Below are 24944 nucleotides of genomic sequence, written 5' to 3'. Positions count from 1 at the left end.
AATAGAAAAGTTGTCGCATTACTATTGAAAATCACTCGAAGAGACGAGAGTTTAGTCTTTATAATAATAATCCAGATAATTAAATCATAAAGGATTCAATGAAACAGAATTGGAAGATATTTGAAACAATTATATCAGGAGTCCAAATTATTTTGGGTTTATTAATATTGTCAGTAATAGCAATAACAATTTGGGAATATTATTCAATTTTATGGATAAATCCATTAATCGATCATAAAAGTATTCTAGAATTAAGTTTTAAAAAGAATTATATACTTTTTACAGTATCAATCATATCGATTTTTTCAGGTTTTCTATTAATTAAGAATTCTATAAAAGGTTGGATTCTAAGTATTATAACGTGGACAATGTATATAATTCTATTTGTATTTAGTTTCTATAGAATATCTCTAAATGAATCGAGTCAATTGAATTTGAATTCAAAAATTATTATGTACATTGTGGTAATTGCATTTGTAGCAATTCTAGTAGTTTTAAATAATTCAGAATTCAAACAAAAATATAAACCTACAAATGAAAATTGGTTAATTATTACTTCCATCATTGTAATCCTTACATTGGCAAAGTTTGTTTATTCATAAAATACTGGAACACTAGTTAATAATACATTCTCATCTGTTCGAGTATTTTTTGTGGAGAGTAAAGGAACAAAAATTGTATCGAGAACCTTGATGATTTAAAATACTTCTCGATACAATTTTAAATAGTAAAGCTGCAGAATTACTATTTAAAACCACTCGAAGAGACGAGTATTGTCTTTAAAAGTGATGATGAATGATAATTAATTCAATAAGTATGAAACAGTCCTACGTTTATATTTTAAAATGTTCTGACAATTCTTATTATGTTGGAGTGACAAGTAATTTAACGCAAAGATTATTTCAGCATGAGACTGGCTTTTATCCCGATTGTTACACAGTAGATAAAAGACCTGTTGAGTTAGTTTATTATTGTGAATTCACAGATATTAATTTTGCAATTGATATTGAGAAAAAGATTAAAAAATGGTCCAGAGCAAAAAAAGAGGCATTGATTAATGAAGAGTATGATAAACTTCCTAATTTAGCAAAGAAAAAGTTTTAAATAACTAATGCTTCTCGATACAATTTTTAATAGTAAAGCTGTCGCATTACTATTAAAAATCACTCGAAGTGACGGGGATATAATAATAAAATAAAAAATGGCAGAATTCATAAAAATATACGAAGACAAACCATCCGAAGCAGCTATTGCTAAAGTGGTTAAGGTTTTAAGAGATGGTGGTCTGGTAATTTATCCAACAGACACTGTGTATGGTTTGGGTTGCGATATTACTAATTCCAGAGCTTTAGAAAAAATCGCAAAAATTAAAGGTGTAAAGCTTGAAAAAGCGAAGTTTTCGTTTATTTGTCACGATTTGAGCAATCTTTCGGATTATGTGAAGCAAATTGATACCGCGACTTTTAAAATTTTAAAAAGAGCTTTGCCGGGTCCTTATACTTTTATTTTACCGGGAAATAATAATTTACCAAGAGAATTTAAAAAGAAAACTACTGTGGGTATTCGTGTGCCTGAAAATAATATTACGCTGGAAATTGTAAGAGTACTGGGAAATCCTATCGTTACAATGTCTATTCGTGATGAAGATGATGTGGTAGAATATACCACTGATCCTGAACTGATTTTTGAAAAATGGCAGAATCTGGTTGATATGGTTATTGCTGGTGGTTATGGGGATAATGTGGCTTCGACTATTATTGACTTGTCAGGACATGAACCTGAAGTAATTCGTGAAGGAAAGGGAAGTTTGGATATCCTTTAAGTAAAAAAAGGATTTTTAGTCAATAAAAAACATCTTGAGTAATCAGGATGTTTTTTTTATACTTTTATAAATATTAATTAGTTCGAAATAGTTTAAAAATGAAAAAATATTACTTCGTAATCTTATTATGTTTCAATTTGGTTGTTGGATATTCTCAAAGTGAAAATATTGAAAATCCAGCTATATTAAAGCAGTTTCAAAATTTATATAATGCATCACAGTATGATAAGATACATGCTTCATTTTCGGATTTTGCCAAAAAGAATTTACCTCTTAACGAAATGAAAGATTTTTTAACAAAATTGAATTCAAGTTATGGTACAATTCATAAAATGGAATTGGTAGGTTTTAAGGATAATTTTGATGTTTACAAGACTGATTTTGATAAAGGTGTATTGTGTTTATATCTAGCCTTAAGTGATACTAAAATAAGTGGAATTTATGCTTCGCCTTATGATGCCAGTAAATTTCCTGAAATTAAAAGAAATGTTACTCCTATGCAATTACCTTTTAAAGAAGAATGGACGGTTTTTTGGGGTGGTGATAGCAGAATTTTAAATTATCATGTTGTCTCAAATTTTCAGCAGAATGCATTTGATATTGTGATTAATAAGGAGGGAAAAAGTTATAAAACAGATGGTAAAACAAACGAAGATTATTATTGTTTTGGAAAAGAAATTATTGCTCCTTGCGATGCAGAAGTTGTTTTTGCCATTGATGGAATTAAAGACAATGTTCCAGGAGTTATGAATACGATGTTTTTATTAGGGAATTCTATTTTGTTGAAAACAAAAAATGAAGAGTATATTTTATTGGCACATTTCAAGCAAAATTCATTGAAAGCAAAACAAGGGGATTTTATAAAACAGGGTAAATTACTTGGTTTGAGTGGGAATTCTGGTAATTCTTCAGAGCCACATTTACATTTTCATATTCAAAACCAAGAAAGTTTTGATAAAGCTAAAGGGATAAAGTGTTATTTTGATTCCATAAAGGTTAATGGTACTTTAAAAAAGAATTATTCTCCAATAAAAGGAGATAAAATTACCAACTATTTTTGACCACATTGCCATAAAAAAAACGTCCCAAATCCCGATAACTAAGGGATGGGACGTTTTTTTGTTGTAAGCCGTAAACTAATACCGAGAACTATCAGGACTGTTCACTGACCACTATCTTATTTTTGTTGTTTTTTCATTTCTTTTTCAACCATATCATAGAACTGGTCAATTTTAGGAAGAACAAGAATACGGGTTCTTCTGTTTTTAGCTCTGTTTTCAGCAGAAGTGTTTGGTACTAAAGGAACATAAGAACTTCTACCTGCTGCAACTAATTGTTCTGGTTTCACACCTAATTCGTTTGTTAACACACGGATGATAGAAGTAGAACGTTTCACACTCAAATCCCAGTTGTCTAACAAGATGTTGTTTCCAATGTAAGGTACATTATCAGTATGACCTTCAACCATACATTCAAAATCCGGTTTATCATTAACTACTTTTGCCACTTTTGCTAAAACGCTTTTTGCTCTGTCAGTTACATTATAACTACCTGTTTTAAATAACATTTTATCAGAAATAGAAATAAATACTACTCCTTTTTCAACATTGATTTCGATATCTTCATCGTTTAATCCTACTACGCTTTTTAAGCTGGTTACAACAGCAAGTGTAACACTGTCTTTTCTGGTTAAAGCATCCTGAAGTCTGGATATTTTTAAATCTTTTTCTTTTAAGCTTTCCAGTGATTTTTCTAAGTTTTCAGCTCCTTTAGCTGTTAACATAGTCAAATCTTTTGAAGTACTGATTAAACCTTGATTTTGTTCTTTTAAACCTTCAACTCTTGCTGTAAGTCCTGCTTTTTCTTCAAGGCAAGAATTTAATTTTACAGTAGCAGTATTTAATAAATCCTGAGTTTCTTTGTTTTTTGCTTCTAAAGCTGCGTATTTCTTTTTAGATACACAAGAAGTTAAAAGAGCGAGTACCGAAAGGGCAATTACAACTTTTTTCATAAATTTTATTAGTTTTTGAGTTTTTACAAATTTAGTTTTTAATGTTTAGAAATTAAATATAAAATAATGTTAATTTCACTTCGCAAAGACCTTGCCATTGTTTAAATAGTAATTTATAACGATACTTTTAACAGTATAGTATGTTTTTGATTGAAAATCACCTCTTTTCTTGTAAGTTTCTGAAAACAAGCTGTAAAAGGAAAAATGTGCTTTCAAAATTGCCCAGAAATGACTGAATTTTCCTTGTGTTAAAAAATGTATTCCAGCAATTCCATCGAGTAATAATCGAATAAATAAAACCGAATACAAACTTTCTTTGGGTAAATTTTTAACCAACATTAATAATGAATTTCGGAAATTCAGAAAGGTTTTCTTTGGATTTCCTTGTTGTAAAGTCGCTCCGCCTACATGATATACTATCGAATTAGGGTTGTATTTAATCTGATGTCCTTTGTTTTTGGCACGCCAGCATAGATCAATTTCTTCCTGATGTGCAAAAAAATCAGCATCAAATCCTTTTAATTCATGGTAAACTTTGCTTCGAATAAAAAAACAGGCTCCTGAAGCCCAAGTGATTTCTAGGGCATCATTATATTGCCCGTTATCTTTTTCGATAGTTTCAAAAATACGTCCACGACAATAAGGATAACCGTATTTGTCTAAAAAGCCACCGGCAGCTCCCGCATATTCAAAGTATTCTTTGTTTTTAAAATCCAATAATTTAGGTTGGATAATAGCTGTTTTAGATTCCTTTTCAAAAGTTTCCAGAATAGGATTTAACCAATTTTCAGTCACTTCAATATCTGAATTGACCAAAGCATAAATTTCGGCATCAATGTGTTGCAAAGCTTCGTTGTAACCTTTGGCAAAACCATAATTCCCGGTGTTTTTTACAATTTTAACAGTTGGAAAATTCGCTTTTACAAAGTCAACAGAATCATCAGTCGAAGCATTGTCGGCAACATAAATTTCAGCTTCTGGAGAATATTTTACAACGGAAGGTAAGAACTGTTCCAGTAATTTTGTTCCATTCCAATTGAGGATAACGACTGCTATTTTTTTCAAAGTTTTGATGTGTTTTCTATTTTATAATCGGGAAGTTCAGGCTGAAATTGATATTTCTCATTCTCATAATCCATTTGGCAAAAATAATGATTCAATCCATTGCTTACCATCAAAAAACTGGATTTCATCGTCATATTGTAACGCGCAATTTGGTCAAAAGTCCCCTGGGTGATTTTTACTTCGGGTGCTTTACATTCAACTAAAATATGGATGGAACCGTCAGGATTAAAAACAACCACATCGTATCTTTTTCTTAATCCGTTGACCAATAATACTTTTTCGACATTGATTAAGGATTTTGGATATTTTTTTTCTTCCAATAAAAAACGGACTACATGCTGACGAACCCATTCTTCGGGAGTAAGAATGATGAATTTTTTCCTGATTTCATCAAAAATTGCCGTTTTATTTTCGCTATTTTTGAAACGAAAAGTATAAGCTTGAAAATTGAGTTTTTGCATGGAGCAAAAATAGTTATTTTGTTTATAGTTTATGGTTTGTTGTTTTCAAATAAACGATAAATCATAAACTCCAAACTATAAACCAAAAGAATGGACGAAGTCATAAAAATTGTAAACGATATAAAAGCCGGAAACATCAAACCTATTTATTTTTTGATGGGGGAGGAACCTTATTATATAGATAAGTTATCGGATTATATTGAAGAAAATGTTTTGTCTGAAGACGAAAAAGGATTCAATCAAACGGTGATGTACGGCAGAGATGTTTCGGTTGAAGATATTGTTTCGACTGCTAAACGTTACCCAATGATGGCGGAGCGTCAGGTGGTAATTGTAAAAGAAGCTCAGGATTTGACTAAAACCATCGATAAATTAGAAGCTTATGTCGAAAATCCAATGCTTTCTACCGTTTTAGTTTTTTGTTACAAATACAAAACCTTAGACAAACGTAAAAAAGTAACCAAGGCTATAGCCAAAAACGGAGTCGTTTATGAGAGTAAAAAACTGTATGAAAATCAGGTAGGCGATTGGATAAAACGAGTTTTGTCAGGTAAAAAATATGCTATCGAACCCAAAGCTTCAGCTATGTTAGTGGAGTTTTTAGGAACTGATTTGAGTAAGATAAATAATGAACTCGAAAAATTACAGATTATTTTACCCAAAGGAAGCACTATTTCTCCAAAAGATATTGAAGAAAACATTGGATTCAGTAAAGATTTTAATGTATTCGAATTGCGAAAAGCCATTGGAGAACGCAATCAGTTAAAAGCCTACACCATAGCCGAAAATTTTGCCAGCAATCCTAAAGAAAATCCGATGGTTGTTACCACGAGTCTGGTTTTTGGATTCTTTGTACAATTATTAAAATACCACGGATTAAAAGACAAAAACCCTAAGAATGTAGCGGCTGTTTTAGGGGTAAATCCCTTTTTCTTAAAGGAATATGACCTGGCTTTGAAAAATTATCCGATGCGAAAAGTAAGTCAAATAGTAGCTGCATTAAGAGAAATTGATGTTAAAAGCAAAGGAGTAGGAGCTAACGCCTTATCTAATGCTGATTTATTAAAAGAAATGCTGTATCATATTTTTAATTAGCATTATAAATTAACGATATTTGCATTTTAAAAAATACCACAATAATAATGGGAATGAATAAGAATACCATCTTAGGATGGGCTACTTTTATAATGATTGTAATGGGATTAATCTTAATTGCTCTAGGAATCTTCAAATACCGCGACGTTTCAGGTATTGGATTTGCTGCCGTTGGAATAGGATTTTTTGCTATTGCATGGGTTTTTAGCTCACTTAAGGGAAGGGTTTAAAAAGTTTGGAGTTAATAGTTTGTAGTTATGGCAACAATATCAAAATTTGAAGAATTAGAAATTTGGCAGAAAGCAAGAGAAATTTGCCAATACGTTGAATTATTAATTCAGACTACAAATTTAAAATCAAACTTTTCTTTAAAAGACCAAATTGACAGAAGTTCAGGTTCTATAATGGATAATATAGCCGAAGGTTTCGAAAGAAATGGTAATAGAGAGTTTATTCAGTTTTTAAGTATAGCAAAGGGTTCTGCTGGTGAAGCAAAATCACAATCATATAGGGCTTTTGATAAAAAATTGATTTCAGAAGAACAACATTTAAAACTGAATGAAATGATTGAAATTGAAAAAAATAAAATAGGTTCGATGATGAACTATTTGAATAATTGTGAAATTAAAGGATTAAAATTTAAATAATTAAAAGGTAGTTTGTAATTAACAAACGATAAACAACAAACAAAAAACAATAAACTTTAAATTATGTCAGACGATAAGAAAGTAATATTCTCAATGCAAAAATTGAGTAAAACCTATCAGGGAGCAGATAAACCAGTGTTGAAAAACATTTATTTGAGTTTCTTTTACGGAGCTAAAATTGGTATTCTTGGTTTAAATGGTTCAGGTAAATCTTCACTTTTAAAAATTATTGCCGGAGTTGATAAAAACTATCAGGGAGATGTTGTTTTTCAACCGGGTTACACTGTTGGGTATTTGGAGCAGGAACCTATTTTGGATGATTCTAAAACTGTTTTAGAAATTGTTCAGGAAGGAGCTGCTGAAACAATGGCAGTTTTAGCAGAATACAACCAAATCAATGATTTATTTGGTCTTGAAGAAAACTATTCTGATCCGGATAAAATGGATAAGTTAATGGAGCGTCAGGCGGCTTTGCAAGATAAAATTGATGCTTTAGGTGCTTGGGAAATCGATACCAAATTAGAAATTGCAATGGATGCTTTACGCACTCCAGACGGAGATACACCAATCAAAAATCTTTCAGGAGGAGAGCGTCGTCGTGTAGCTTTATGTCGTTTGTTGTTGCAACAACCTGATGTATTGTTGTTAGATGAGCCTACCAACCACCTGGATGCGGAGTCTGTACTTTGGTTAGAGCAGCATTTGGCACAATATTCAGGAACTGTAATTGCTGTAACGCACGACCGTTATTTCCTGGATAATGTTGCAGGCTGGATTTTGGAATTGGATAGAGGAGAAGGTATTCCTTGGAAAGGAAATTATTCTTCTTGGTTAGACCAAAAATCAAACCGTTTGGCACAAGAAGAAAAAGTAGCTTCGAAAAGAAGAAAAACTTTGGAGCGTGAGTTGGACTGGGTTCGTCAAGGAGCTAAAGGTCGTCAAACAAAACAAAAAGCGCGTTTGCAGAACTACGATAAGTTGTTGAACGAAGACCAAAAACAATTGGATGAAAAATTAGAAATTTACATTCCAAATGGTCCACGTTTAGGAACTAATGTTATCGAAGCGAAGAATGTTGCTAAAGCTTTTGGAGAAAAATTATTGTATGATAATTTGAATTTCACTTTGCCTCAGGCTGGAATTGTTGGAATTATTGGGCCAAACGGTGCTGGTAAATCAACTATTTTCAAAATGATTATGGGCGAACAACAAACTGATGGTGGAGAATTCACTGTTGGGGAAACGGTTAAAATTGCTTACGTTGATCAATCGCACTCTAATATTGATCCAAATAAATCCATTTGGGAAAACTTTGCTGACGGACAGGAATTGATTATGATGGGCGGAAAACAAGTGAATTCAAGAGCTTATTTATCGCGTTTTAACTTTGGTGGAGGAGAACAAAACAAGAAAGTATCGATGCTTTCTGGTGGAGAACGTAACCGTTTGCACCTGGCAATGACTTTGAAAGAAGAAGGAAACGTATTGTTGCTGGATGAGCCAACGAATGATTTGGATGTAAATACACTTCGTGCATTAGAAGAAGGTTTAGAAAATTTCGCCGGATGTGCCGTAGTTATTTCGCACGACAGATGGTTCTTAGACCGTATTTGTACTCACATTTTAGCTTTTGAAGGAAACTCTGAAGTATATTTCTTCGAAGGAAGTTTCACCGAATATGAAGAAAATAAGAAGAAACGCCTTGGTGGTGATTTAACTCCAAAACGTTTGAAATACAGAAAATTAATAAGAGGATAATTTTTTTTCTTGAAAAATTAAAACCGCAAATTTTATTAGGATTTGCGGTTTTTTTTATGTTTTTTTTTGAGTTAATCTTACTGTTTCAATTAGTCTCAAAATAGTTTAAAACTCTGCATTTTACGTTGTTACTTTTAGTTTCTAAAAAAATTACCGCAGATTCCCAGATTGAAATATTTTGCATCTATATCAAAAATCTGCGAATCTGCGGTTTAAGTTTTCTAATTGGTCTTTAACCTAGAAGATTTTTAGGCTGCCAACAAAATCTATGAACTTTAAGTCCTAGTGGTTTATCTGTGTATTTCTTATTATGAATTACTAAACTGTAGATTACTTAGGTTTTTGTAAATTCCGTTTTCTAAGCCTATTAATTCAGAATGCGTTCCTTGTTCGCTAATCATTCCATTGTCGATTACTAAAATTTGATCAGCAGAGCGAATTGTTGATAATCGGTGTGCAATAATAATACTTGTTCTTCCCTCCATCAAAATTTCTAAAGCTTCCTGAACTAGTTTTTCGCTTTCACTATCTAATGAAGAAGTGGCCTCATCCAAGATTAAAATACTTGGATTTTTAAGTAAAGCACGAGCAATAGCAATACGCTGTCTTTGACCACCGGAAAGTTTAATTCCTCTTTCGCCCACAACAGTTTCCATTTTTTCTGGAAAACTTTCGATAAAATTGTAAGCATTGGCTTGTTTAGCTGCTAATAGAATTTCTTCGTCAGTAGCATTTGGTTTTCCGTAAGCGATATTTTCTTTTATGGTTCCGCCAAATAAAATTACATCTTGAGGCACAATACTCATGTTGCCACGAAGATTTTCCAAATCAAAATCATGGATGTTTTTATCATCAATTAAAATTTCTCCACTATCAATATCGTAAAAACGCAATAACAAAGAGGCAATAGTTGATTTTCCGGCACCACTTGGTCCCACGATGGCAATTTTTTGACCAAAATTAGCCGTGAAATTTACATCTTTCAACACCTGAATTTCTTTTCGGGACGGATAACTAAAAGCAACATTTTTGAAAGTTACATTGCCTTTTATTTTCTCGATTGAAGCTGAATTAGTAGTCGCATTAATTTTTTCAGGAGTTTCGTCTAGTAATTCAAAAACACGCTCTGTAGCTCCAATCGCCTTTTGAACCTGAGCATACAATTCCGCAATTCCTCCCGAAGAAGCACCTACATAACTGGAATATAAAATGAAAGTAAACAATTCACCTACGGATATTTCGCCACCGATACTTAATTGAACACCATACCAAACTACAGCCACAATAGTTCCAAATAAACAAATGATAATAAAAGAAGCAAAATAACCTCTTAATTGCCCGCCTTTGATAGCAACTTTAACCACTTCTTTTATTTTACCCTGATAACGGGCAATTTCGTACCACTCATTCGCAAAGGCTTTTACAATGCTAATTCCTTGCATGGTTTCCTCAACGACCACCTGACTTTCGGCAACCTGATCTTGCACTTTTTTGGAATATTTTCGAATAAAACGACCAAAGAGTACCGCTGCTACTCCGACTAAAGGAACAATCGAAACCATCATTATCGTCAACTTAATGTTGATACTGGCTAGCATTACAAAACTTCCAATAATTAAGATGAACTGACGCAGGAACTCGGCAATGGTTGTTGTTAAAGTATCCTGAATTTGGGTAATATCGTTACTAATTCGACTGTTTAATTCACCAACTCTTTTTTGAGAGAAGAATGACATCGGTAGTTTAACCAAATTAGTATATAATGCCAATCGAACATTGGCCAAGGTGTTTTCGGTAAAGTTAACAAACAAAGACAATCTGAAAAAAGAAAATACCGATTGTAATATTAAAACCAATCCTAATCCTAAGGCGATTTGGTTCGCTAAGCCGGCATCTTTTTTGTTAACACAGTCTACAAGCATTCCCATGAACTTTGGGAAGGCCAATGCCGTGACACTCGTTAGCAATAAAAAAATCAATCCTACATAAAATTTCCAACTGTTATTCCCGGCGTATTTAAAAATAATCTTTGCCTTTTTAAGCGAACTTGCTGTAATTTTTGATTTTGGTAAATCGTTTTCTTTGTACCTAGCCATTCGTATTTTTATTTTAGAATGCAAATGTACTACTATAAGCCAGTGATAGCAAAAAAATATAGCTAAGCTTAGTTTGTCTAAAAGTCTGTATCTAAGCAAGAAAGAAAATAAGTGTGATTTTTTATTAATTTATTTTCAAATTATGCTTGCAAATATAAAATCTAGCTGTATATTTGCACTCGCAATCAGCAATGATAGCAAAAGAAAATAGGGCGATTAGCTCAGCTGGTTCAGAGCACCTCGTTTACACCGAGGGGGTCGGGGGTTCGAACCCCTCATCGCCCACCATAAGAGACAAATTAGAAATATTCTGATTTGTCTCTTTTTTATTTGAGTCTAATTGCTCATTAATTAGGTACATTAGCTGAACTGCTTCATTAATTCTTGTGGTTCGAAATCCAACTCCGTCAAACATTAAATTCTCAGGATATATTGAACCTATCAAATCCCTACATTCTACAAATTTTGATTTTTGATAGATAAAATTAAGTCTATATAGATTCTCAATCCCTTGGTTGAGTAACTTTTCAATATCATCTTGATCGTTATTCAATCCTGAATATTTTGCTTGAAGTTTGTCTAATATACTTCCATAATCGGATTTTATATCTCTGTAATCAGATGCATCAATTTGATTGGTCATTAATAAATCCCTGGCTTTAGCTAAGCGGTTTTCATAATCTTTTATCTGGTTAGCTAATTGTGTTTTTTCAATTTGTCTCCCTTTAGTTTGCTCTTTATAAGCTTCTAGAATTATTAAGCTATAAAGCTTTTTGTATCCTTCCCTTGGAACATATTTTTGAAGTTCCTTACTAAACAATTCATTGACAGATTCAGCTCTAAAACGATGTGTGCAACCTTTAAAACAATGATAATAGGCGTAATGTTTAGTACGTCCTTTGGATTTGCTCCCAGAAAGAATTTTTGAACATAACGGACAAATTAAAAAGCCGCGCAATGGGAGTTCAACAATCGTTTCTACTTTTGTACGAGCGACTTTTTTTCTACCATCAACAACATCTTGAACTTTATAAAATAACTCTTCACTTATAATTGCTTCATGCTGACCTTCTACATAATAGCTTTCTTCATCTTTGTATTTGGGAACGAATATTTTCCCACAATACAGCGGATTTCTAACAGCCAGCCAAAAACTATGCTTACCTGTTTTTAATCCTTTTTTTCTAGCAAGACGATGAATGTCTTCGGTACAAAATATTCCTTTTGCAATTTCGCCAAAAGCCCAACGCATAATGGAGGCTTCCGGTTCTTTGACTGCAATATACTTTCTGCCGTCTTCTTGTGATTTGTTAATATAACCGATCGGTGCTTGACTTACATAACGTCCTTCTTTTTTTGCTCTTCGCATTCCATGAAAAACATTTAATGCTCTACGATCGTTTTCTACTTCGGGAGCAGCAAGATAAAATGCTAACATCATTTTATTTTCCGGTATGGAAAGATCTAAAGGCTGTTCTATTGCTTGTGGCTCAACTCCCAATTTACGCAACGCACTAATCATTTGATATGCATCTCCTGCATTTCTACTAAATCTATCCCATTTGGTAAACAAAACCAAGTCAGTTTTATTTTTATACTTTTTAAGATTTAGTAATAATGATTTCCATTTGGGTCTATTAAAAGTTTTAGCTGAATGGTCTTCAAATATCACATCACGAACTTCAATACTATTTATTTGGCAATATTTTCTCAATACCTCCTCCTGATTTCTTTGTGAGTATCCTTTGTCCGCTTGTTCGTCCGTACTCACTCTCACATACAAATCTGCTATCTTTTTCATTTTTTTCACTTAAATAATTAGAAACGGTTATAGCTGCCAATTTTCTCATAAACTCTAAAACTCTACTTACCTGGTCAAGTGTTAAGTTTATTTTTTCCTTTTTAAGCATAATTAATGCTTGCTCGGCTGTAATTCTTCCTCTTTCATTTTCCATCTTACATCCCCTTCATTTAAAGTCATAAAAGACTTTCGTTCTACATCATTTTGCAACTTTAAAGATAAAAGGTCTGTTTCATTTTAACCTAGTCAAAATATGATGAGGATCAAGTTGGATTTGTCTTCTATTGTTTTTCTTTCAACAGATACTAAACAATAGACAACACATAATCAGAATTTTATAAATTGGATAGTACAAATTTAAGCTTGTTTTCTATTAAAACAGAAAAAAAGTTTTTATTAACATTTTTAAACTATGAGTAATAAAACAGAAGTAAAAAATATTGTCGCTCAGTTTATCGAAATTAAGTAAAAGCTGTTTATCAAATCTTCCAGACATCCACAAAAACCTTCGGATAAATCCTCAGAATTTTGTGGATTTCAAAAGTTGTATTGTTTGAAAAAGTACACTTCTTTTGGTTATTATTTTTTATTGGATTTTGTAGAAGCGTACCCTTTCAAAAGAAACTAAAACGAAAAGATTTTTCAAGAATATTTATATGTTTTTAGACTCCATTCCAAAGGAGAAAAAATCCAGCTAAGGTATTGAATATAGGCAAAGAAAGTGCGCATAATGACAAGCTTAGTTCCTAAGCCTGTCACCCTTCGGGACTTATAGCACTTTCTTTGCCTATATTCAATTGAAGTACGGCTTTCTTTTTTTCCTTTTTCTTTTAAAATGTATGAATGGCAATGGTATTATCAACTTCATATTTTCAATTAATCCCATTTCATTTTTTTACGCATCCTAATCAAAATTTGATGAGGATTGGTCAGGTCTTAAGCAAATTATACTTTAGTAGCTGACTTTTAAAAATCTCTAAGATTGCCTCGTTTCTGCAATCAGCAAGATGAACGGTTGTCGGACAACCGCCTATCTTGCCACCATTTGCCTCGGAACTCGGCGGTGGAGACACTTAAAAGCGTAGAGTTTGAAAAATTATGAAAATGAAAGAAGATGGAAAGAGAAAATTCAAACAGAACACGCAGAATTACACTGCGTCTGACAGAACAAGAGTATGGAAAAATTGAAGGGAAGTTTAAAACTAGCTGCTGCCGAAAGTTAAGTGATTATATTAGGAAACACTTATTCAACAAACCCATTATAAGCACTTACCGGAATCAATCTTTGGATGATTTAATGGAAGAAACCATTGTATTAACTTCTGAACTTCGGACTATTGGAAATAATATCAATCAGATTGCAAAAAAGGTAAATTCCTTGAAATTACTATCTGAATTTAAAGAGCAAATTATTTTATTTGAGCTTCATCGAAAATTACTTTTTAATAAAATGGATTTTATTAGCAAACACACTCAAAAAATAGCGGAACAATGGTTGCAATTATAAAAACAAGTCATTCGATAAACAGCATTTTGAATTACAATGAAAATAAAGTTAAAGCAGGAAAAGCGGAGTGTCTTAATGCTGTAAATTACCCATTAGAGTTGGGGAAATTGAGTTTCAATTTAAAATTAAATCGATTTTTAAAACTGGCTGTACTTAATGAAAATGCAAAGCGAAACAGTGTGCATATTTCTTTGAATTTTGACCCATCAGAAAAGCATTCTAAAGAAAAACTAATTGAAATTGCAGATACTTATATGCGTAAAATTGGTTTTGGAAAACAACCTTATTTAGTGTATCAACATCACGATGCGGGGCATCCGCATTTGCATGTAGTGACAAATAACATTCAGAGGGATGGAAAACGTATTGATTTGCACCTTTTAGGTATTCGAAAATCAGAACCTGCACGCAAAGAAATTGAAGAACTTTTTGGACTTGTAAAAGCGGAAGGAAGAAAAACTAAAGAGCAATATTCTTTACAGCCGATCGTTAGCCGTAGTATCGAGTACGGAAAAGCAGAGTCCAAAAAAGCTATTAATGAAGTTTTAAATAAGGTTTTGTTCGAATACAAATATTCCAGTCTTCCAGAGCTTAACGCTGTCCTAAATCTATACAATGTTCATGCTGACAGAGGTACTGAAGATTCCAGAGTTTTTAAAAACAATGGACTGCTTTATAAAATACTGGATAAAGATTTTAAACCCATTGGGGTTCCAATTAAAGCTAGTGATTTTTACAACAAGCCCACATTAAAATTTCTGGAAGAAAAATTCAAGACTAACGATATTAAAAAGCAATCTCACAAAAGTCATCTAAAAAACACTATTAAATTAGCTTTATTGGACAAACAACTTAGCTCTCCTGAAAAATTAGTCGCCAAATTACAAAAAGAAGGGGTTCATGTGGTTTTAAGAAAAAACAAAGAGGGACAGATTTATGGGATTACTTATGTTGACCATAAAACGCAATCGGTTTTTAATGGAAGTAGTTTAGGGAAAGAGTTTAGTGCTAAAGGGATTTTGGAGAGTTGTACACTGAATATTCCAAATCAAAAATCAATATTAGTTAATCCTGAAAATGCTCAAAATATGGAATCGGAAAACCATTTAAAGGTTAACACTATGGAGGTTTTACTGCAAGCTGAAAACGCAAATGATTATGTTCCAAAAGACCTAAAACAAAAGAAGAAAAAAAGGAATTTGAGGAGGATTTGAGAAATTTCAAAACGAGAAGTATATTCAGCATTCAAACCAAGTGATAAAATCCATTCTCCTTATCGATAAATATTTTTGCATTATTTTTCTTCTTTTTTCTTCCGTTTGCAATTTTATATCATTTCCTTTTTTTATATTTACGGAAATCCTTTTCTTATAATTTCAAATGACATCATATAGCAAATTCAATAAATGGGTTTATAACTATTACTTAAATAATTTTATTCCTAATCAAATAAACTCTTTGTCAATTCCAATTAGTGAGATTGATGGTGTTGTTGCTGAATATGATATAAAATTAGATGATTTTAAGGAAATTAATTGTCAAAGCTGGTTTTATTTATTAAGAGAAAAAGAGGGCATTCCTCAATATTTTGGCTTAATAGCTTTACAATGTCTTGCAGCATCAAAAATGCAAAATCATAACGGTATAACGGCCGCTAATTTTAAAGTCCATTTTGCAGATTTGATAGGACTCAAGAATACAAATGAATTAAATTCCTTTTTTGCTGAGGATTATGATAGTGAATTCAAAGTTCAAGAAAAAATTTGGTTAAGTGCCCAAACGTTTTTTAAAAATAAGAGTGTAAAAATTATATTGCCTGAAACAACAAGATACAAAGGAAGATTCATACAATTTCCTATATCACAAATTGTATTGAATCATGAAGATTTAAAAGAATATAATTCTTTTTTCACTGCAATAAAGAATGGGTTTGAATCAATTTCTTTTCGAGACTTTAAAAAATATTATCTTAATGAAATATCAAATTTTAGAAATAATTTTCGCAGAGAAAACAATACAAAAAATGATAATCAATGGTCAGAAGTTGAACTAAAGATAAAATTAAAACAAATTTTTGATTTTTATTGTTCAGATGATTGGGTTGTTAAAGATCGAAATTTGAGTTTTAAAAATAGTATTTCTAACAAAAACTATATTATAAAATTTAGTCCAAATGAATTGTTATTATATGATGAATATTATAATAAATTGGACAAATTAAATTCTTTAATCAGCAATAAAAGGTTCATGATTTTTAAAGAAAATAAAAATTACCCTGATGAATATGAATCAGTTAATTCAATTTCGTTAAACGATAATAATATAATATTGATTTATAATTCTCCATCTAATTCAAATGAGATAAAGATGTTAAAAAATGTATTTTCATCAATAGATTACCAAAATTCAAAACACAATATTTTAATTTATAAAATAATAAATTCAGATAATTTGCCTGATTTTTTTAAAAATATCGTAAGAGGTGATTATCCAATAGAATTGAAAGGATTTAAAGTATCTGATGAGAAAAAGTATTTTGTCAATCATCCACCAAAAATTTATTTGAAAGAAGATATTCATTATCATATTTATTATAATAAAAAAAGAATAGATAAAGATGAGATGAATAGAGTTGGAAAATATACAATAAGGATAAATGGATATAGTAATTATAATTTTGAATTAGTTGAATTGCCAATTTTAGATTATCCCATAAAAGATAAGACAAAATCATTAGAATTTTCTTCTTTAAATTATAAAGAAGAAGAAGTGGGATGTATTAACGGACTATTCCTAAAATACAAAGAAAATGTCAAGATAGAAACACTAACGATAAATAATTGGATTAAAACCATTAACGGTGGCAAAGTTAAGCCGGGTAGTCAATTATTAAAAGCAATATCAAATAGTAGGAATGGAAAGTATTAAAAAGATTTACTCGATAATTTTAGATAGAAATCAAGGGGGACAAGGAGAAGGTGGCAATTGTAAAGTTGTTGCTTTTACAAGAGACAAAGATTATATTAAAGACGAAGAAACTATTAAAGATTTTTTTCAAACTGATTCGAAAATTTTTTCAGATAAAATTTTCAAATTTCTGCCAGATGGTGCAATTAATCAATTAGTTGAGATTATTCCAGGAAAAATAAATACAGAAATAATCGAAGGAAGAAATTATTACATTCACTTGAAATCAATAAAAAAAACAGGAAGTCTTATTATAGATGTTCCTTACGATTATTTAAAAACGAATTATATCAATCTAGAAGATTTGAATAATTATTTTGAATCGAAGGAATATTTTAAAGAGGAACTTGGAAGTTTTTATTTATGTGATAATGAAAAGATATTTGGCCCATTTAAGACAACTAATGGAAAAATTCAACCAAAAAAAGATACGTTTGTTCATTCATTTCAATATGATATTGAAAATTTAATAGAGGTTGAAAATTTCAAATTCAGTTATTTATTAGAAGAACCTCAAAATAAAATTGATGTAATAGATTGTATGACAGTTAGTCAATTAATGGAATTTTTAAAAAATCAATTATCTATTGATAGAGCAGAAATTAATTTAATTAGTAAAACCTATGATAATATAAAATCGCTTAATAGAGGGAATTCTAGTTTAGATATTGGTAGATTAGAAAGAGCTTCAGGATATTTATCGGATTTAAAATTATCGTATGAAGAACTAAGAAAAATTGGCTATAAACAAGATGAATGGGGTTTGTTAGTCAATAAAATTATCATTGAGAATAAAGTAAGATTTGAAGAAGAAACTCTCAAAGAAATTGAAAAAAAGATTCAAGTAAAAGAAGTTCTCAAAAATGAAATCTTATCAGAATTAAATAAAAAACATGCAGAATTAGAAAAAATAAAAAGTCAACAAGACGATTTAGTTAAGGAACTCGAAAATATTACAAATAAAAAAGAGGATTTAATTCTTTCAATTCAATTAGCGGCAGGAATAAATAATGGCAGCGTAGGAGTTAAAAATGAATTGGTTAAAAATTATTATGAAATTATCTCATCAAATAATTTATCATCAATTATAGACTTAGATGATTTTTATGATGAGTTGGAATCCAAAATTTCTTCAAAATCTGAATTAAAAAATACGCTATATATATTAAAAGAAAATCGATTTATAATTGGAAATTCAACTGAATTAATTCTTAATTCAATTCAACATTTAGGAAGTTATGAAATAATGATTCAAAATGCTGAAGCAGATTGGTTAAAATTTAAATGTCTTGAAGAAAATGGATTTAGTATTATTTGCCAAAAAGCAATGGCAAATATAGAAACACCTCATTTTTTCATTTTGCAAGATTTCAATGTAGCTAGTTTTGAATGCTATGGTAAATCAATTTTAGATATTAGAAATGGAGTAAGAACAAGAATACCTGGAATGGAAAACGATTGGCCAGATAATCTGTTTTTTATACTTATAGCTGTTGATGCTGAAATTGATGATTTTGGATTTTCTATAAATAAATCCACATTTAAAAAATGGGCTTTTTTACCACATATTTTAGACTATTCATACCAAAAAATTAATACTAAAGTAGGTTTAAATTTAGCAAAACTTGAAGTGAACAATCAATATCCTGATTTTTCAGATAATTATTTATCTTAATGGTTGGGCTATTATATAACATATTCGTATACAATTATAATATTGGGGAAAAGACCATATCATTCGATCGAATAAAAAGATTGCTTTCAAATAATATTTTGGATTTTGAAAATGATAAGTTAAATTTTGATTGCCTATTTCAATTATTAAAACTGGGTGTTATTGACAGAGCAGAAAAAAACAGATATTCATTATCAACTACATCAATAATTACAAATACAAAAAATAACTTCGCTATAGGGGTAAATTTACCTGAAGAGATTTTAAAGAAAAACAATCATTTGATTAAAAAGCAATATTTAGGCTTAACGATTTTTGAAGAAGCAGATATTAATACTCTTGATTATGAGGTAAATAAAATGGTTTTTGTTTTAAATAATGGCATTAACCTTTTACAACCAGTTAAAACTTTAATCAAAAAGTGGGAATCTGTTGATTTTAATGATTTAGGGCTAATAACTAAAGTAGAAAATTACAATTCGGATAAGTGTACTTGGGAAAAAAGTAACGATAGTATAAAAAACAATAAACTATACAAATGTTACCTCCATAATGGAAATTACTTCAAGTATTTGTTTATAAATAAAAACAAATGTTTCTTAATTGAACCTGATGAGTATGAAAAAACAAATACTTTAAAACTTAGGAATAGCAATAAATCATTGTTTAAATATAATAGGTTATCGGGTGAAATAAAGTTAAAATCATATTACACTTATCCAGTATATCTGTATAAAATTATGTTGCTAAACCACATAATGCAAACAGGTGATATTCCTATCAATAATCAGTTTAGAATTGAATTAAAGCAATTTTTAAAAATAAGTAAAATACTTAATTTAAATTACATCTTAGAATAATGGAAAATGTCTTTAACACTTGGAGAGAATTACGAGAAACATATAAAAAATATATTGATACGAGTTTGTTTTTTAGTAATAAGAGGCTAGAAGATGAACGTAGCCGATTATTCAATACAGGTGATACAATTACAAAATATCCAATAATTGAGTTTACTCCAAAGTATAAAGAATATAAGTCATTAAAGGAGATTTGCAAAGAACTCTCATTAAACGAAAAATTTGCTGAATTTGCTTCCAATGGTCTATTTGTAAATAGAGGTCCTGTGGAAAGTAAATTATATTCACATCAGTTTCAATCAATAAAAGAAGCTGTTGTAAATAGAAAAAATATAATTGTTACTACAGGTACTGGTTCTGGGAAAACTGAATGTTTTTTGTTTCCATTAATGTATGATATTCTTAACGAAAAAATTAAAAATACAAATTCAGGTAAACCTTCTTCTCCGGCTTTACGAGGATTAATATTATATCCATTAAATGCTCTTGCAGAAGACCAAATGCGTAGATTAAGAAAATCATTGTCTTCAGAAAATGTTATAGATTGGTTTGATGGTAACTTAAATAAAGACTATATAACATTCTCTAGGTACACATCATTAACCCCGACTTCGGGGGATCGAGATAAGAAATCTGTCATTAAAAAAAATCAAGAAGAATTAAAAAAAATCAAAAAAGAATGGGATTCTATTAAAAAATTCGTTTCTGAAAACGATGATATTGATGATGATTACTTATATGATATTCCAAATGCTGATGTTGAAGTAGAATTGTGTGATCGATGGTCCATTCAAGATTCACCGCCTGATATTTTAATAACCAATTATAGCATGTTAAATGTTATGATGATGAGAAGTGATGAGAATAATATTTTTGAATCAACTAAATTATGGCTAGAAGAATCTGAAAATAATATTTTTCATTTAGTTATTGATGAACTCCATTCATATCGTGGTACAAGTGGTACAGAAGTAGCATATTTACTGAGATTATTATTAGATAGATTAGGTTTAGAACCAAATTCTAAAAAATTACAATTTCTTTGTTCGAGCGCATCTATGCAAGAAAGCGTAAGAGTGAAGAAATTTATTGCAGGCTTTTTTGGGTTATCGGATCAAGAAATTGATGAAAAGTTTGCTATTATAAAAGATGAAATTATAAATGAAGTAAAAGAAATTCCAGACGTTTTAAATGCAAATGATTTTCTCAAAATTCATGAATATTCAAAAGATGAAATTCAATCGATATTTCATAAATATGATGTATTAAACGCATTAAGATTTTATTTAAAAAAACCAAAAGAGGCGAATGAAGTTGCTAATCTAATTTTTCCTAAAAATACAAGCGACGAAGCTATAAGAGCTTTTGAAAACATTTTACATGTTTTGACAGATCTAAAAGATGAAAAAGGAAACGCTTTGCAACCACTACGAGCACATTTGTTCTTTAGAAATGTGGATGGATTATGGGCTTGTTCTAATCCATGCTGTTCTGAAGTAGACAATGATTTTAAGTTTGAAGGTAGGAATATTGGAAAATTATACAAAAGACCACAAACTAAATGTCAGTGTGGTTCAGTTATTTTAGAATTATTAAACTGCCGTCAATGTGGTGAGATATATTTAAACTCATGGATTAAAAAAGAATATCAAAAAAACAACTCCACATTTCAGATGTTGCAAAACTTTTCTATTGATAAAGATAAGTATGTCAATAGAGTGATTTTTAACAATGTAAATAATAAAATTAGTATTGAGGATTTAGAGAATGATAAAGTTCTTGAAACGTGGAGATTTATAAAGGTAGATTATGAGAAGAGGGAATATATACCAGAAAGATTTGAAAACAATGCCTTAGAATTTAGACCAGATGCTTCGTATAAGTCACCATATCCAAATGTCTGCGTTTGTTGTGGAGCGAAACTAAGAGATGATAAAGTAGATGAAAATTCACTAACACCAATTCATAGGCACTATACAGGGGTGCAAAAAATAAACCAATTGATGGCTGATATTTTAGTTAGAACATTAGCCGAGAAAGACGAAAAGAATGCCAAATTGGTCTTATTCTCGGATAGTCGTCAGGCGGCAGCGAAACTATCAGCGGGTATTGAAATGGATCATTATAAGGATATGGTACGTTCATTTTTACTCTCAAAAATTGAAAGTAATTCAAAAATTTATGATTTGTTGATTAAATATGTTGAAGAAAGTATATCAAAAGAAGAGCGGAAAGAGTTAAGGGAGTATAAAAAAGGTAATAACCAAATTTCCGATCTATATGATAAAATTGTCGATTATTTAGACGATGAAGACCCTTTAATTTTTGAAGAATTAAAAAAAGAAATTAATAATACTAAAAATAAAGGCATATCTATAGATGATTTGGTTACTAAAACTGCCTATGAAATTTTGCACACTGGAACTAATCCTGGTGGTCCAAAAGATTCTTTATCGAAAGATAACCATAAAGATAACTGGCATAACCAAGCCGATTTTGAGGTAAATTATTTCAAACAGTATAGCGACCAAAACCTACATGAAAAAACGGTGTCATCACTTAGAAATGAAATAATTATAGGTCTTTTAGCAGGAAATAGACGATCATTCGAAGCTTTAAATATTGGTTATATAAACCCTATTTTAAATGGAGTTTTACCGTATGACAAAGCATTCGTTTTGAATTGTATAAAGTTATTAGGCGAATCTTATAGAATTGAATCTATTGACAATAGAAACTCAGGGGATTCAATTCCGCTTAAGGTGTGGAAATATGCAAGAAAATGTTTGGACTTTATTGGGTATAAAAATCCTTTCAAAGAAAATTTTCTTGAAATTTTAAGTAAAAACAAACTAAATAAGAACAATAAATTTATTCTAACGGGTAAAAATTTAAATTTTATCTTAAAAACAGATAAAGAGAATACGTATAAATGCAAAGTGTGTAGCAATATTCAAATAATCAATTTTGAAAATGTATGTACTAATTGTTGTAATACTTCATTAGAACTTGCCATTGATGAAGATGTAAACAGAATTTTAGAAAACAATTATTATCTACACATAATTAAACAAGACAAATTTAAAGTCAGAAGATTGCATTGTGAAGAGTTATCAGGACAAACTGACCCCACCGAAGGAAGACGACGCCAAAGATTATTCCAAGGCAGAATGATGGAGTCCGAAAACAACCTGGTGGAAGAAATAGATTTGTTAAGTGTAACTACAACAATGGAAGCAGGTATAGATATTGGTTCACTTACTGCTGTAATGATGGGAAATGTACCACCACAACGCTTTAATTACCAACAAAGAGTCGGACGTGCAGGTCGTAGAGGTAGTCCCGTTTCAATTGCTTTAACTATCGCTAAGGGTAATTCACACGATCAAACCCATTACAATGAATCGCATAGAATGGTGTCTTCAACGCCGTCAGATCCTTATTTAGAGATGAATAGAGAACAAATTTTATTAAGATTTATAAATAAAGAAATTCTAAATAAAGCTTTTTCAACTTTAGATGTTAGTTCTAAAAGTGTTCATGGAAATTTTGGTAAAGATTGGGATTGGAAAAATAATAAGGCAACTATCAATAAATACATTTTAACAAATAAACCTAAAATTTTAGATATAATTAAAGTCTTTAAAATTGGTACAAAATTGTTAGATTCTGAAGAAGAAATATATACTAAACATGTTTGTAAACTTATTGAGAACATTGATAAAGCATGTGATGATAAAGTAAATTTTCCACATGAAGATTTAAGTGAAAAATTGGCAAATGCAGGTTTACTGCCAATGTTTGGTTTTCCTACTCAATTAAGAAATTTATACACAAAGTATCCTGATAAATTAAATACCACTAATATAGTTTCAAGAAATTTGGGACTTTCTATTTCTGAATTTGCTCCAGGAAGTGAAATTGTTAGAGATAAAGTAGTCCTGAAAAGTATTGGGGTGATTGATTATAAAAATAAAAATGGTCGTGTCGTTCCCGAGGATGGTAGAGGACTTAGTGAAACAGATATATACACCTGTACAACTTGCAAAACTATTTACACTAAATTACCAGATAATTTTAATTGCACGCAATGTACCCAAGGGATTGTTGCCAAGATCAACGCAATAACACCAAAAGGATATTTGGTGGAGTATGATAGTAATATTAAAGATTTTGATGGTCGATTTGAATTCAATGCAAGAGCAGGAGAAGTTACTTTAGATCCTAACTCGGATTTAAAGAAAAAAGTAAATTTAAAAAACATATTAATTTCATCGAATGTAATTCCTGATGAAGGAATAGTACATCAAATCAATGATAATAATGGTGATTTTTTCTTTATGGGTAACATTAAGAATTCTAACGAATGGGTTGTTAAAGAATTACTAGAAGATCGAAATAAAATTGTAGAAAACGAGCAGAATTACGCTTTGTTAGCATCCAAAAAAACAGGGGTACTCACAATTTCTCTTAATACAATTAATGATCAATTAGAATTAGATAATAGTGATGTTTTTCAAAAAGCAATTTTTATTTCTTTTGGCTACTTGATTAGAAAATCAATTTGCCATTCATTGGATATAGAAAGTAATGAATTCAATATTGGGTACAGAATTTCTCCTCAATTAAGAAATCACGAGATTTTTATAGTTGAAACAGCTGAAAATGGAGCAGGTTATACCAATTATCTAAATGGAGAAACGGATAAGGATAAAGCAAACGAAGTCTTTATTGCTAATCTTTTATCAGATGGAGCCATTTACAATGGACTTATCAAAGAAGACCATTTAACTTGTTTTTCTTCTTGTTATGACTGTTTGAGAGACTATTATAATCAAAACCATCATAATTTATTGAATTGGAGATACGCCCTAGATTTAGCTAGATTGTGTAATGATGCTAATGCTAAAATGGATTACAGTCAAGAATATTGGATTTCCTATTTCAAAGATTATTTAAGTAAATTGATTGAAAACAGACTTAATGCAACATTAGAATTTATAGACAATAATTATTTTATTATATATCCAGACGGAGCTAAATCGCTAGTTACACATCCTTTATGGAGTGATTTTTATATACAGCCGTTACTAGCAAAAAATAATTGTACCATTTTTAAACCAATGGATTTTTAATAAAGAAAACAAACTATAGTATTATTAGAATTAAGATGTAGAAG

19 protein-coding genes and 1 tRNA gene are annotated in these 24944 nt (G+C 30.5%); 14 read left to right on the top strand and 6 right to left on the bottom strand.

Annotated elements, in window-relative coordinates; genetic code table 11:
* Positions 1–816: 816 nt before the first annotated feature.
* The 3 genes from FDM27_RS08110 to FDM27_RS08100 all read left to right on the top strand — a co-directional run bounded on the left by FDM27_RS08110 (position 817) and on the right by FDM27_RS08100 (position 2883).
* Positions 817–1104, top strand: a complete 288-nt coding sequence (locus FDM27_RS08110) for a GIY-YIG nuclease family protein (protein WP_140485893.1) — start codon at positions 817–819, stop codon at positions 1102–1104.
* Between the two features lie 97 nt (positions 1105–1201).
* Entirely contained in the window at positions 1202–1822 is a 621-nt protein-coding gene (locus tag FDM27_RS08105; RefSeq protein WP_140485892.1) for an L-threonylcarbamoyladenylate synthase, read from the top strand.
* 98 nt (positions 1823–1920) lie between these two features.
* Positions 1921–2883: a M23 family metallopeptidase gene (locus FDM27_RS08100; protein ID WP_140485891.1), complete on the top strand. Its 963-nt coding sequence runs from the start codon at positions 1921–1923 to the stop codon at positions 2881–2883.
* A gap of 116 nt (positions 2884–2999) precedes the next feature.
* Here FDM27_RS08100 and FDM27_RS08095 read toward each other — a convergent pair whose 3' ends face one another.
* The 3 genes from FDM27_RS08095 to FDM27_RS08085 form a co-directional block, all read right to left on the bottom strand.
* Positions 3000–3833: a flagellar motor protein MotB gene (locus FDM27_RS08095; protein WP_071185817.1), complete on the bottom strand. Its 834-nt coding sequence runs from the start codon at positions 3831–3833 to the stop codon at positions 3000–3002.
* A gap of 75 nt (positions 3834–3908) precedes the next feature.
* Complete coding sequence (locus FDM27_RS08090; RefSeq protein ID WP_140485890.1) at positions 3909–4898, bottom strand: glycosyltransferase family 2 protein; 990 nt, start codon at positions 4896–4898, stop codon at positions 3909–3911.
* Complete coding sequence (locus FDM27_RS08085; RefSeq protein WP_140485889.1) at positions 4895–5359, bottom strand: type I restriction enzyme HsdR N-terminal domain-containing protein; 465 nt, start codon at positions 5357–5359, stop codon at positions 4895–4897. The genes FDM27_RS08090 and FDM27_RS08085 overlap by 4 nt, the downstream gene beginning before the upstream one ends.
* Positions 5360–5449: 90 nt before the next feature.
* On the opposite strand from FDM27_RS08085, the gene holA reads away from it, so the two are divergent.
* The 4 genes from holA (at position 5450) to ettA (ending at position 8859) form a co-directional block, all read left to right on the top strand.
* The gene (holA, locus tag FDM27_RS08080) at positions 5450–6454 is read left to right on the top strand and encodes a DNA polymerase III subunit delta (RefSeq protein WP_140485888.1); all 1005 of its coding nucleotides are present in this window, start codon (positions 5450–5452) and stop codon (positions 6452–6454) included.
* 47 nt (positions 6455–6501) lie between these two features.
* Positions 6502–6684, top strand: coding sequence for a CAL67264 family membrane protein (locus FDM27_RS08075; protein ID WP_026713689.1), 183 nt, complete (start codon positions 6502–6504; stop codon positions 6682–6684).
* A 27-nt stretch (positions 6685–6711) separates the two neighbouring features.
* Positions 6712–7101: a four helix bundle protein gene (locus FDM27_RS08070; RefSeq protein ID WP_140485887.1), complete on the top strand. Its 390-nt coding sequence runs from the start codon at positions 6712–6714 to the stop codon at positions 7099–7101.
* Positions 7102–7164: 63 nt separating this feature from the next.
* Positions 7165–8859 (top strand): energy-dependent translational throttle protein EttA, encoded by a 1695-nt coding sequence (gene ettA, locus FDM27_RS08065; protein ID WP_071185812.1) that lies wholly within the window; start codon positions 7165–7167, stop codon positions 8857–8859.
* A 308-nt stretch (positions 8860–9167) separates the two neighbouring features.
* Here the strand turns inward: ettA and FDM27_RS08060 are convergent, their stop codons facing one another.
* A complete protein-coding gene (locus tag FDM27_RS08060; RefSeq protein WP_140485886.1) occupies positions 9168–10955 on the bottom strand; it encodes an ABC transporter ATP-binding protein in 1788 nt (595 codons plus the stop codon).
* 210 nt (positions 10956–11165) lie between these two features.
* Between FDM27_RS08060 and FDM27_RS08055 the strand changes: the two genes are divergently transcribed.
* Positions 11166–11243: transfer RNA gene (locus FDM27_RS08055), tRNA-Val, on the top strand.
* Here the strand turns inward: FDM27_RS08055 and FDM27_RS08050 are convergent.
* Both FDM27_RS08050 and FDM27_RS16055 read right to left on the bottom strand, forming a co-directional pair.
* A complete protein-coding gene (locus tag FDM27_RS08050) occupies positions 11200–12756 on the bottom strand; it encodes a recombinase family protein (protein ID WP_181161652.1) in 1557 nt (518 codons plus the stop codon). The genes FDM27_RS08055 and FDM27_RS08050 overlap by 44 nt on opposite strands.
* The gene (locus tag FDM27_RS16055; protein WP_181161648.1) at positions 12644–12910 is read right to left on the bottom strand and encodes a hypothetical protein; all 267 of its coding nucleotides are present in this window, start codon (positions 12908–12910) and stop codon (positions 12644–12646) included. Before FDM27_RS16055 ends, FDM27_RS08050 begins: the two co-directional genes overlap by 113 nt.
* 960 nt (positions 12911–13870) lie before the next feature.
* Between FDM27_RS16055 and FDM27_RS08045 the strand changes: the two genes are divergently transcribed.
* The 6 genes from FDM27_RS08045 (at position 13871) to FDM27_RS08020 (ending at position 24900) form a co-directional block, all read left to right on the top strand.
* Positions 13871–14263, top strand: a complete 393-nt coding sequence (locus FDM27_RS08045; RefSeq protein WP_140485885.1) for a plasmid mobilization protein — start codon at positions 13871–13873, stop codon at positions 14261–14263.
* The gene (locus tag FDM27_RS08040; RefSeq protein ID WP_140485884.1) at positions 14248–15477 is read left to right on the top strand and encodes a relaxase/mobilization nuclease domain-containing protein; all 1230 of its coding nucleotides are present in this window, start codon (positions 14248–14250) and stop codon (positions 15475–15477) included. Before FDM27_RS08045 ends, FDM27_RS08040 begins: the two co-directional genes overlap by 16 nt.
* A gap of 244 nt (positions 15478–15721) precedes the next feature.
* Positions 15722–17191: a hypothetical protein gene (locus FDM27_RS08035; protein ID WP_140485883.1), complete on the top strand. Its 1470-nt coding sequence runs from the start codon at positions 15722–15724 to the stop codon at positions 17189–17191.
* Positions 17178–18905 carry a hypothetical protein gene (locus tag FDM27_RS08030; RefSeq protein ID WP_140485882.1) on the top strand — a complete coding sequence of 576 codons (1728 nt, stop codon included), beginning with the start codon at positions 17178–17180 and terminating at the stop codon, positions 18903–18905. Before FDM27_RS08035 ends, FDM27_RS08030 begins: the two co-directional genes overlap by 14 nt.
* A gap of 80 nt (positions 18906–18985) precedes the next feature.
* Entirely contained in the window at positions 18986–19765 is a 780-nt protein-coding gene (locus FDM27_RS08025) for a hypothetical protein (RefSeq protein WP_140485881.1), read from the top strand.
* Positions 19765–24900: a DEAD/DEAH box helicase gene (locus FDM27_RS08020; RefSeq protein ID WP_140485880.1), complete on the top strand. Its 5136-nt coding sequence runs from the start codon at positions 19765–19767 to the stop codon at positions 24898–24900. The genes FDM27_RS08025 and FDM27_RS08020 overlap by 1 nt, the downstream gene beginning before the upstream one ends.
* Positions 24901–24944: the final 44 nt, after the last annotated feature.

Source organism: Flavobacterium sp. GSA192 (assembly GCF_006386525.1).
Classification (GTDB): domain Bacteria; phylum Bacteroidota; class Bacteroidia; order Flavobacteriales; family Flavobacteriaceae; genus Flavobacterium; species Flavobacterium commune.
Note: the sequence above shows the minus strand (reverse complement) of the source record. Positions and strands in the feature narration are given on the sequence as shown.

What these genes read in the sequence shown, in the direction of transcription:
- FDM27_RS08110 (WP_140485893.1), top strand. Translation starts at nt 817, where the DNA reads ATGAAACAGTCCTACGTTTATATTTTAAAATGTTCTGACAATTCTTAT.
- FDM27_RS08105 (WP_140485892.1), top strand. Translation starts at nt 1,202, where the DNA reads ATGGCAGAATTCATAAAAATATACGAAGACAAACCATCCGAAGCAGCT.
- FDM27_RS08100 (WP_140485891.1), top strand. Translation starts at nt 1,921, where the DNA reads ATGAAAAAATATTACTTCGTAATCTTATTATGTTTCAATTTGGTTGTT.
- FDM27_RS08095 (WP_071185817.1), bottom strand. Translation starts at nt 3,833, where the DNA reads ATGAAAAAAGTTGTAATTGCCCTTTCGGTACTCGCTCTTTTAACTTCT.
- FDM27_RS08085 (WP_140485889.1), bottom strand. Translation starts at nt 5,359, where the DNA reads ATGCAAAAACTCAATTTTCAAGCTTATACTTTTCGTTTCAAAAATAGC.
- holA (WP_140485888.1), top strand. Translation starts at nt 5,450, where the DNA reads ATGGACGAAGTCATAAAAATTGTAAACGATATAAAAGCCGGAAACATC.
- FDM27_RS08075 (WP_026713689.1), top strand. Translation starts at nt 6,502, where the DNA reads ATGGGAATGAATAAGAATACCATCTTAGGATGGGCTACTTTTATAATG.
- FDM27_RS08070 (WP_140485887.1), top strand. Translation starts at nt 6,712, where the DNA reads ATGGCAACAATATCAAAATTTGAAGAATTAGAAATTTGGCAGAAAGCA.
- ettA (WP_071185812.1), top strand. Translation starts at nt 7,165, where the DNA reads ATGTCAGACGATAAGAAAGTAATATTCTCAATGCAAAAATTGAGTAAA.
- FDM27_RS08060 (WP_140485886.1), bottom strand. Translation starts at nt 10,955, where the DNA reads ATGGCTAGGTACAAAGAAAACGATTTACCAAAATCAAAAATTACAGCA.
- FDM27_RS08050 (WP_181161652.1), bottom strand. Translation starts at nt 12,756, where the DNA reads ATGAAAAAGATAGCAGATTTGTATGTGAGAGTGAGTACGGACGAACAA.
- FDM27_RS16055 (WP_181161648.1), bottom strand. Translation starts at nt 12,910, where the DNA reads ATGGAAAATGAAAGAGGAAGAATTACAGCCGAGCAAGCATTAATTATG.
- FDM27_RS08045 (WP_140485885.1), top strand. Translation starts at nt 13,871, where the DNA reads ATGGAAAGAGAAAATTCAAACAGAACACGCAGAATTACACTGCGTCTG.
- FDM27_RS08040 (WP_140485884.1), top strand. Translation starts at nt 14,248, where the DNA reads ATGGTTGCAATTATAAAAACAAGTCATTCGATAAACAGCATTTTGAAT.
- FDM27_RS08030 (WP_140485882.1), top strand. Translation starts at nt 17,178, where the DNA reads ATGGAAAGTATTAAAAAGATTTACTCGATAATTTTAGATAGAAATCAA.
- FDM27_RS08020 (WP_140485880.1), top strand. Translation starts at nt 19,765, where the DNA reads ATGGAAAATGTCTTTAACACTTGGAGAGAATTACGAGAAACATATAAA.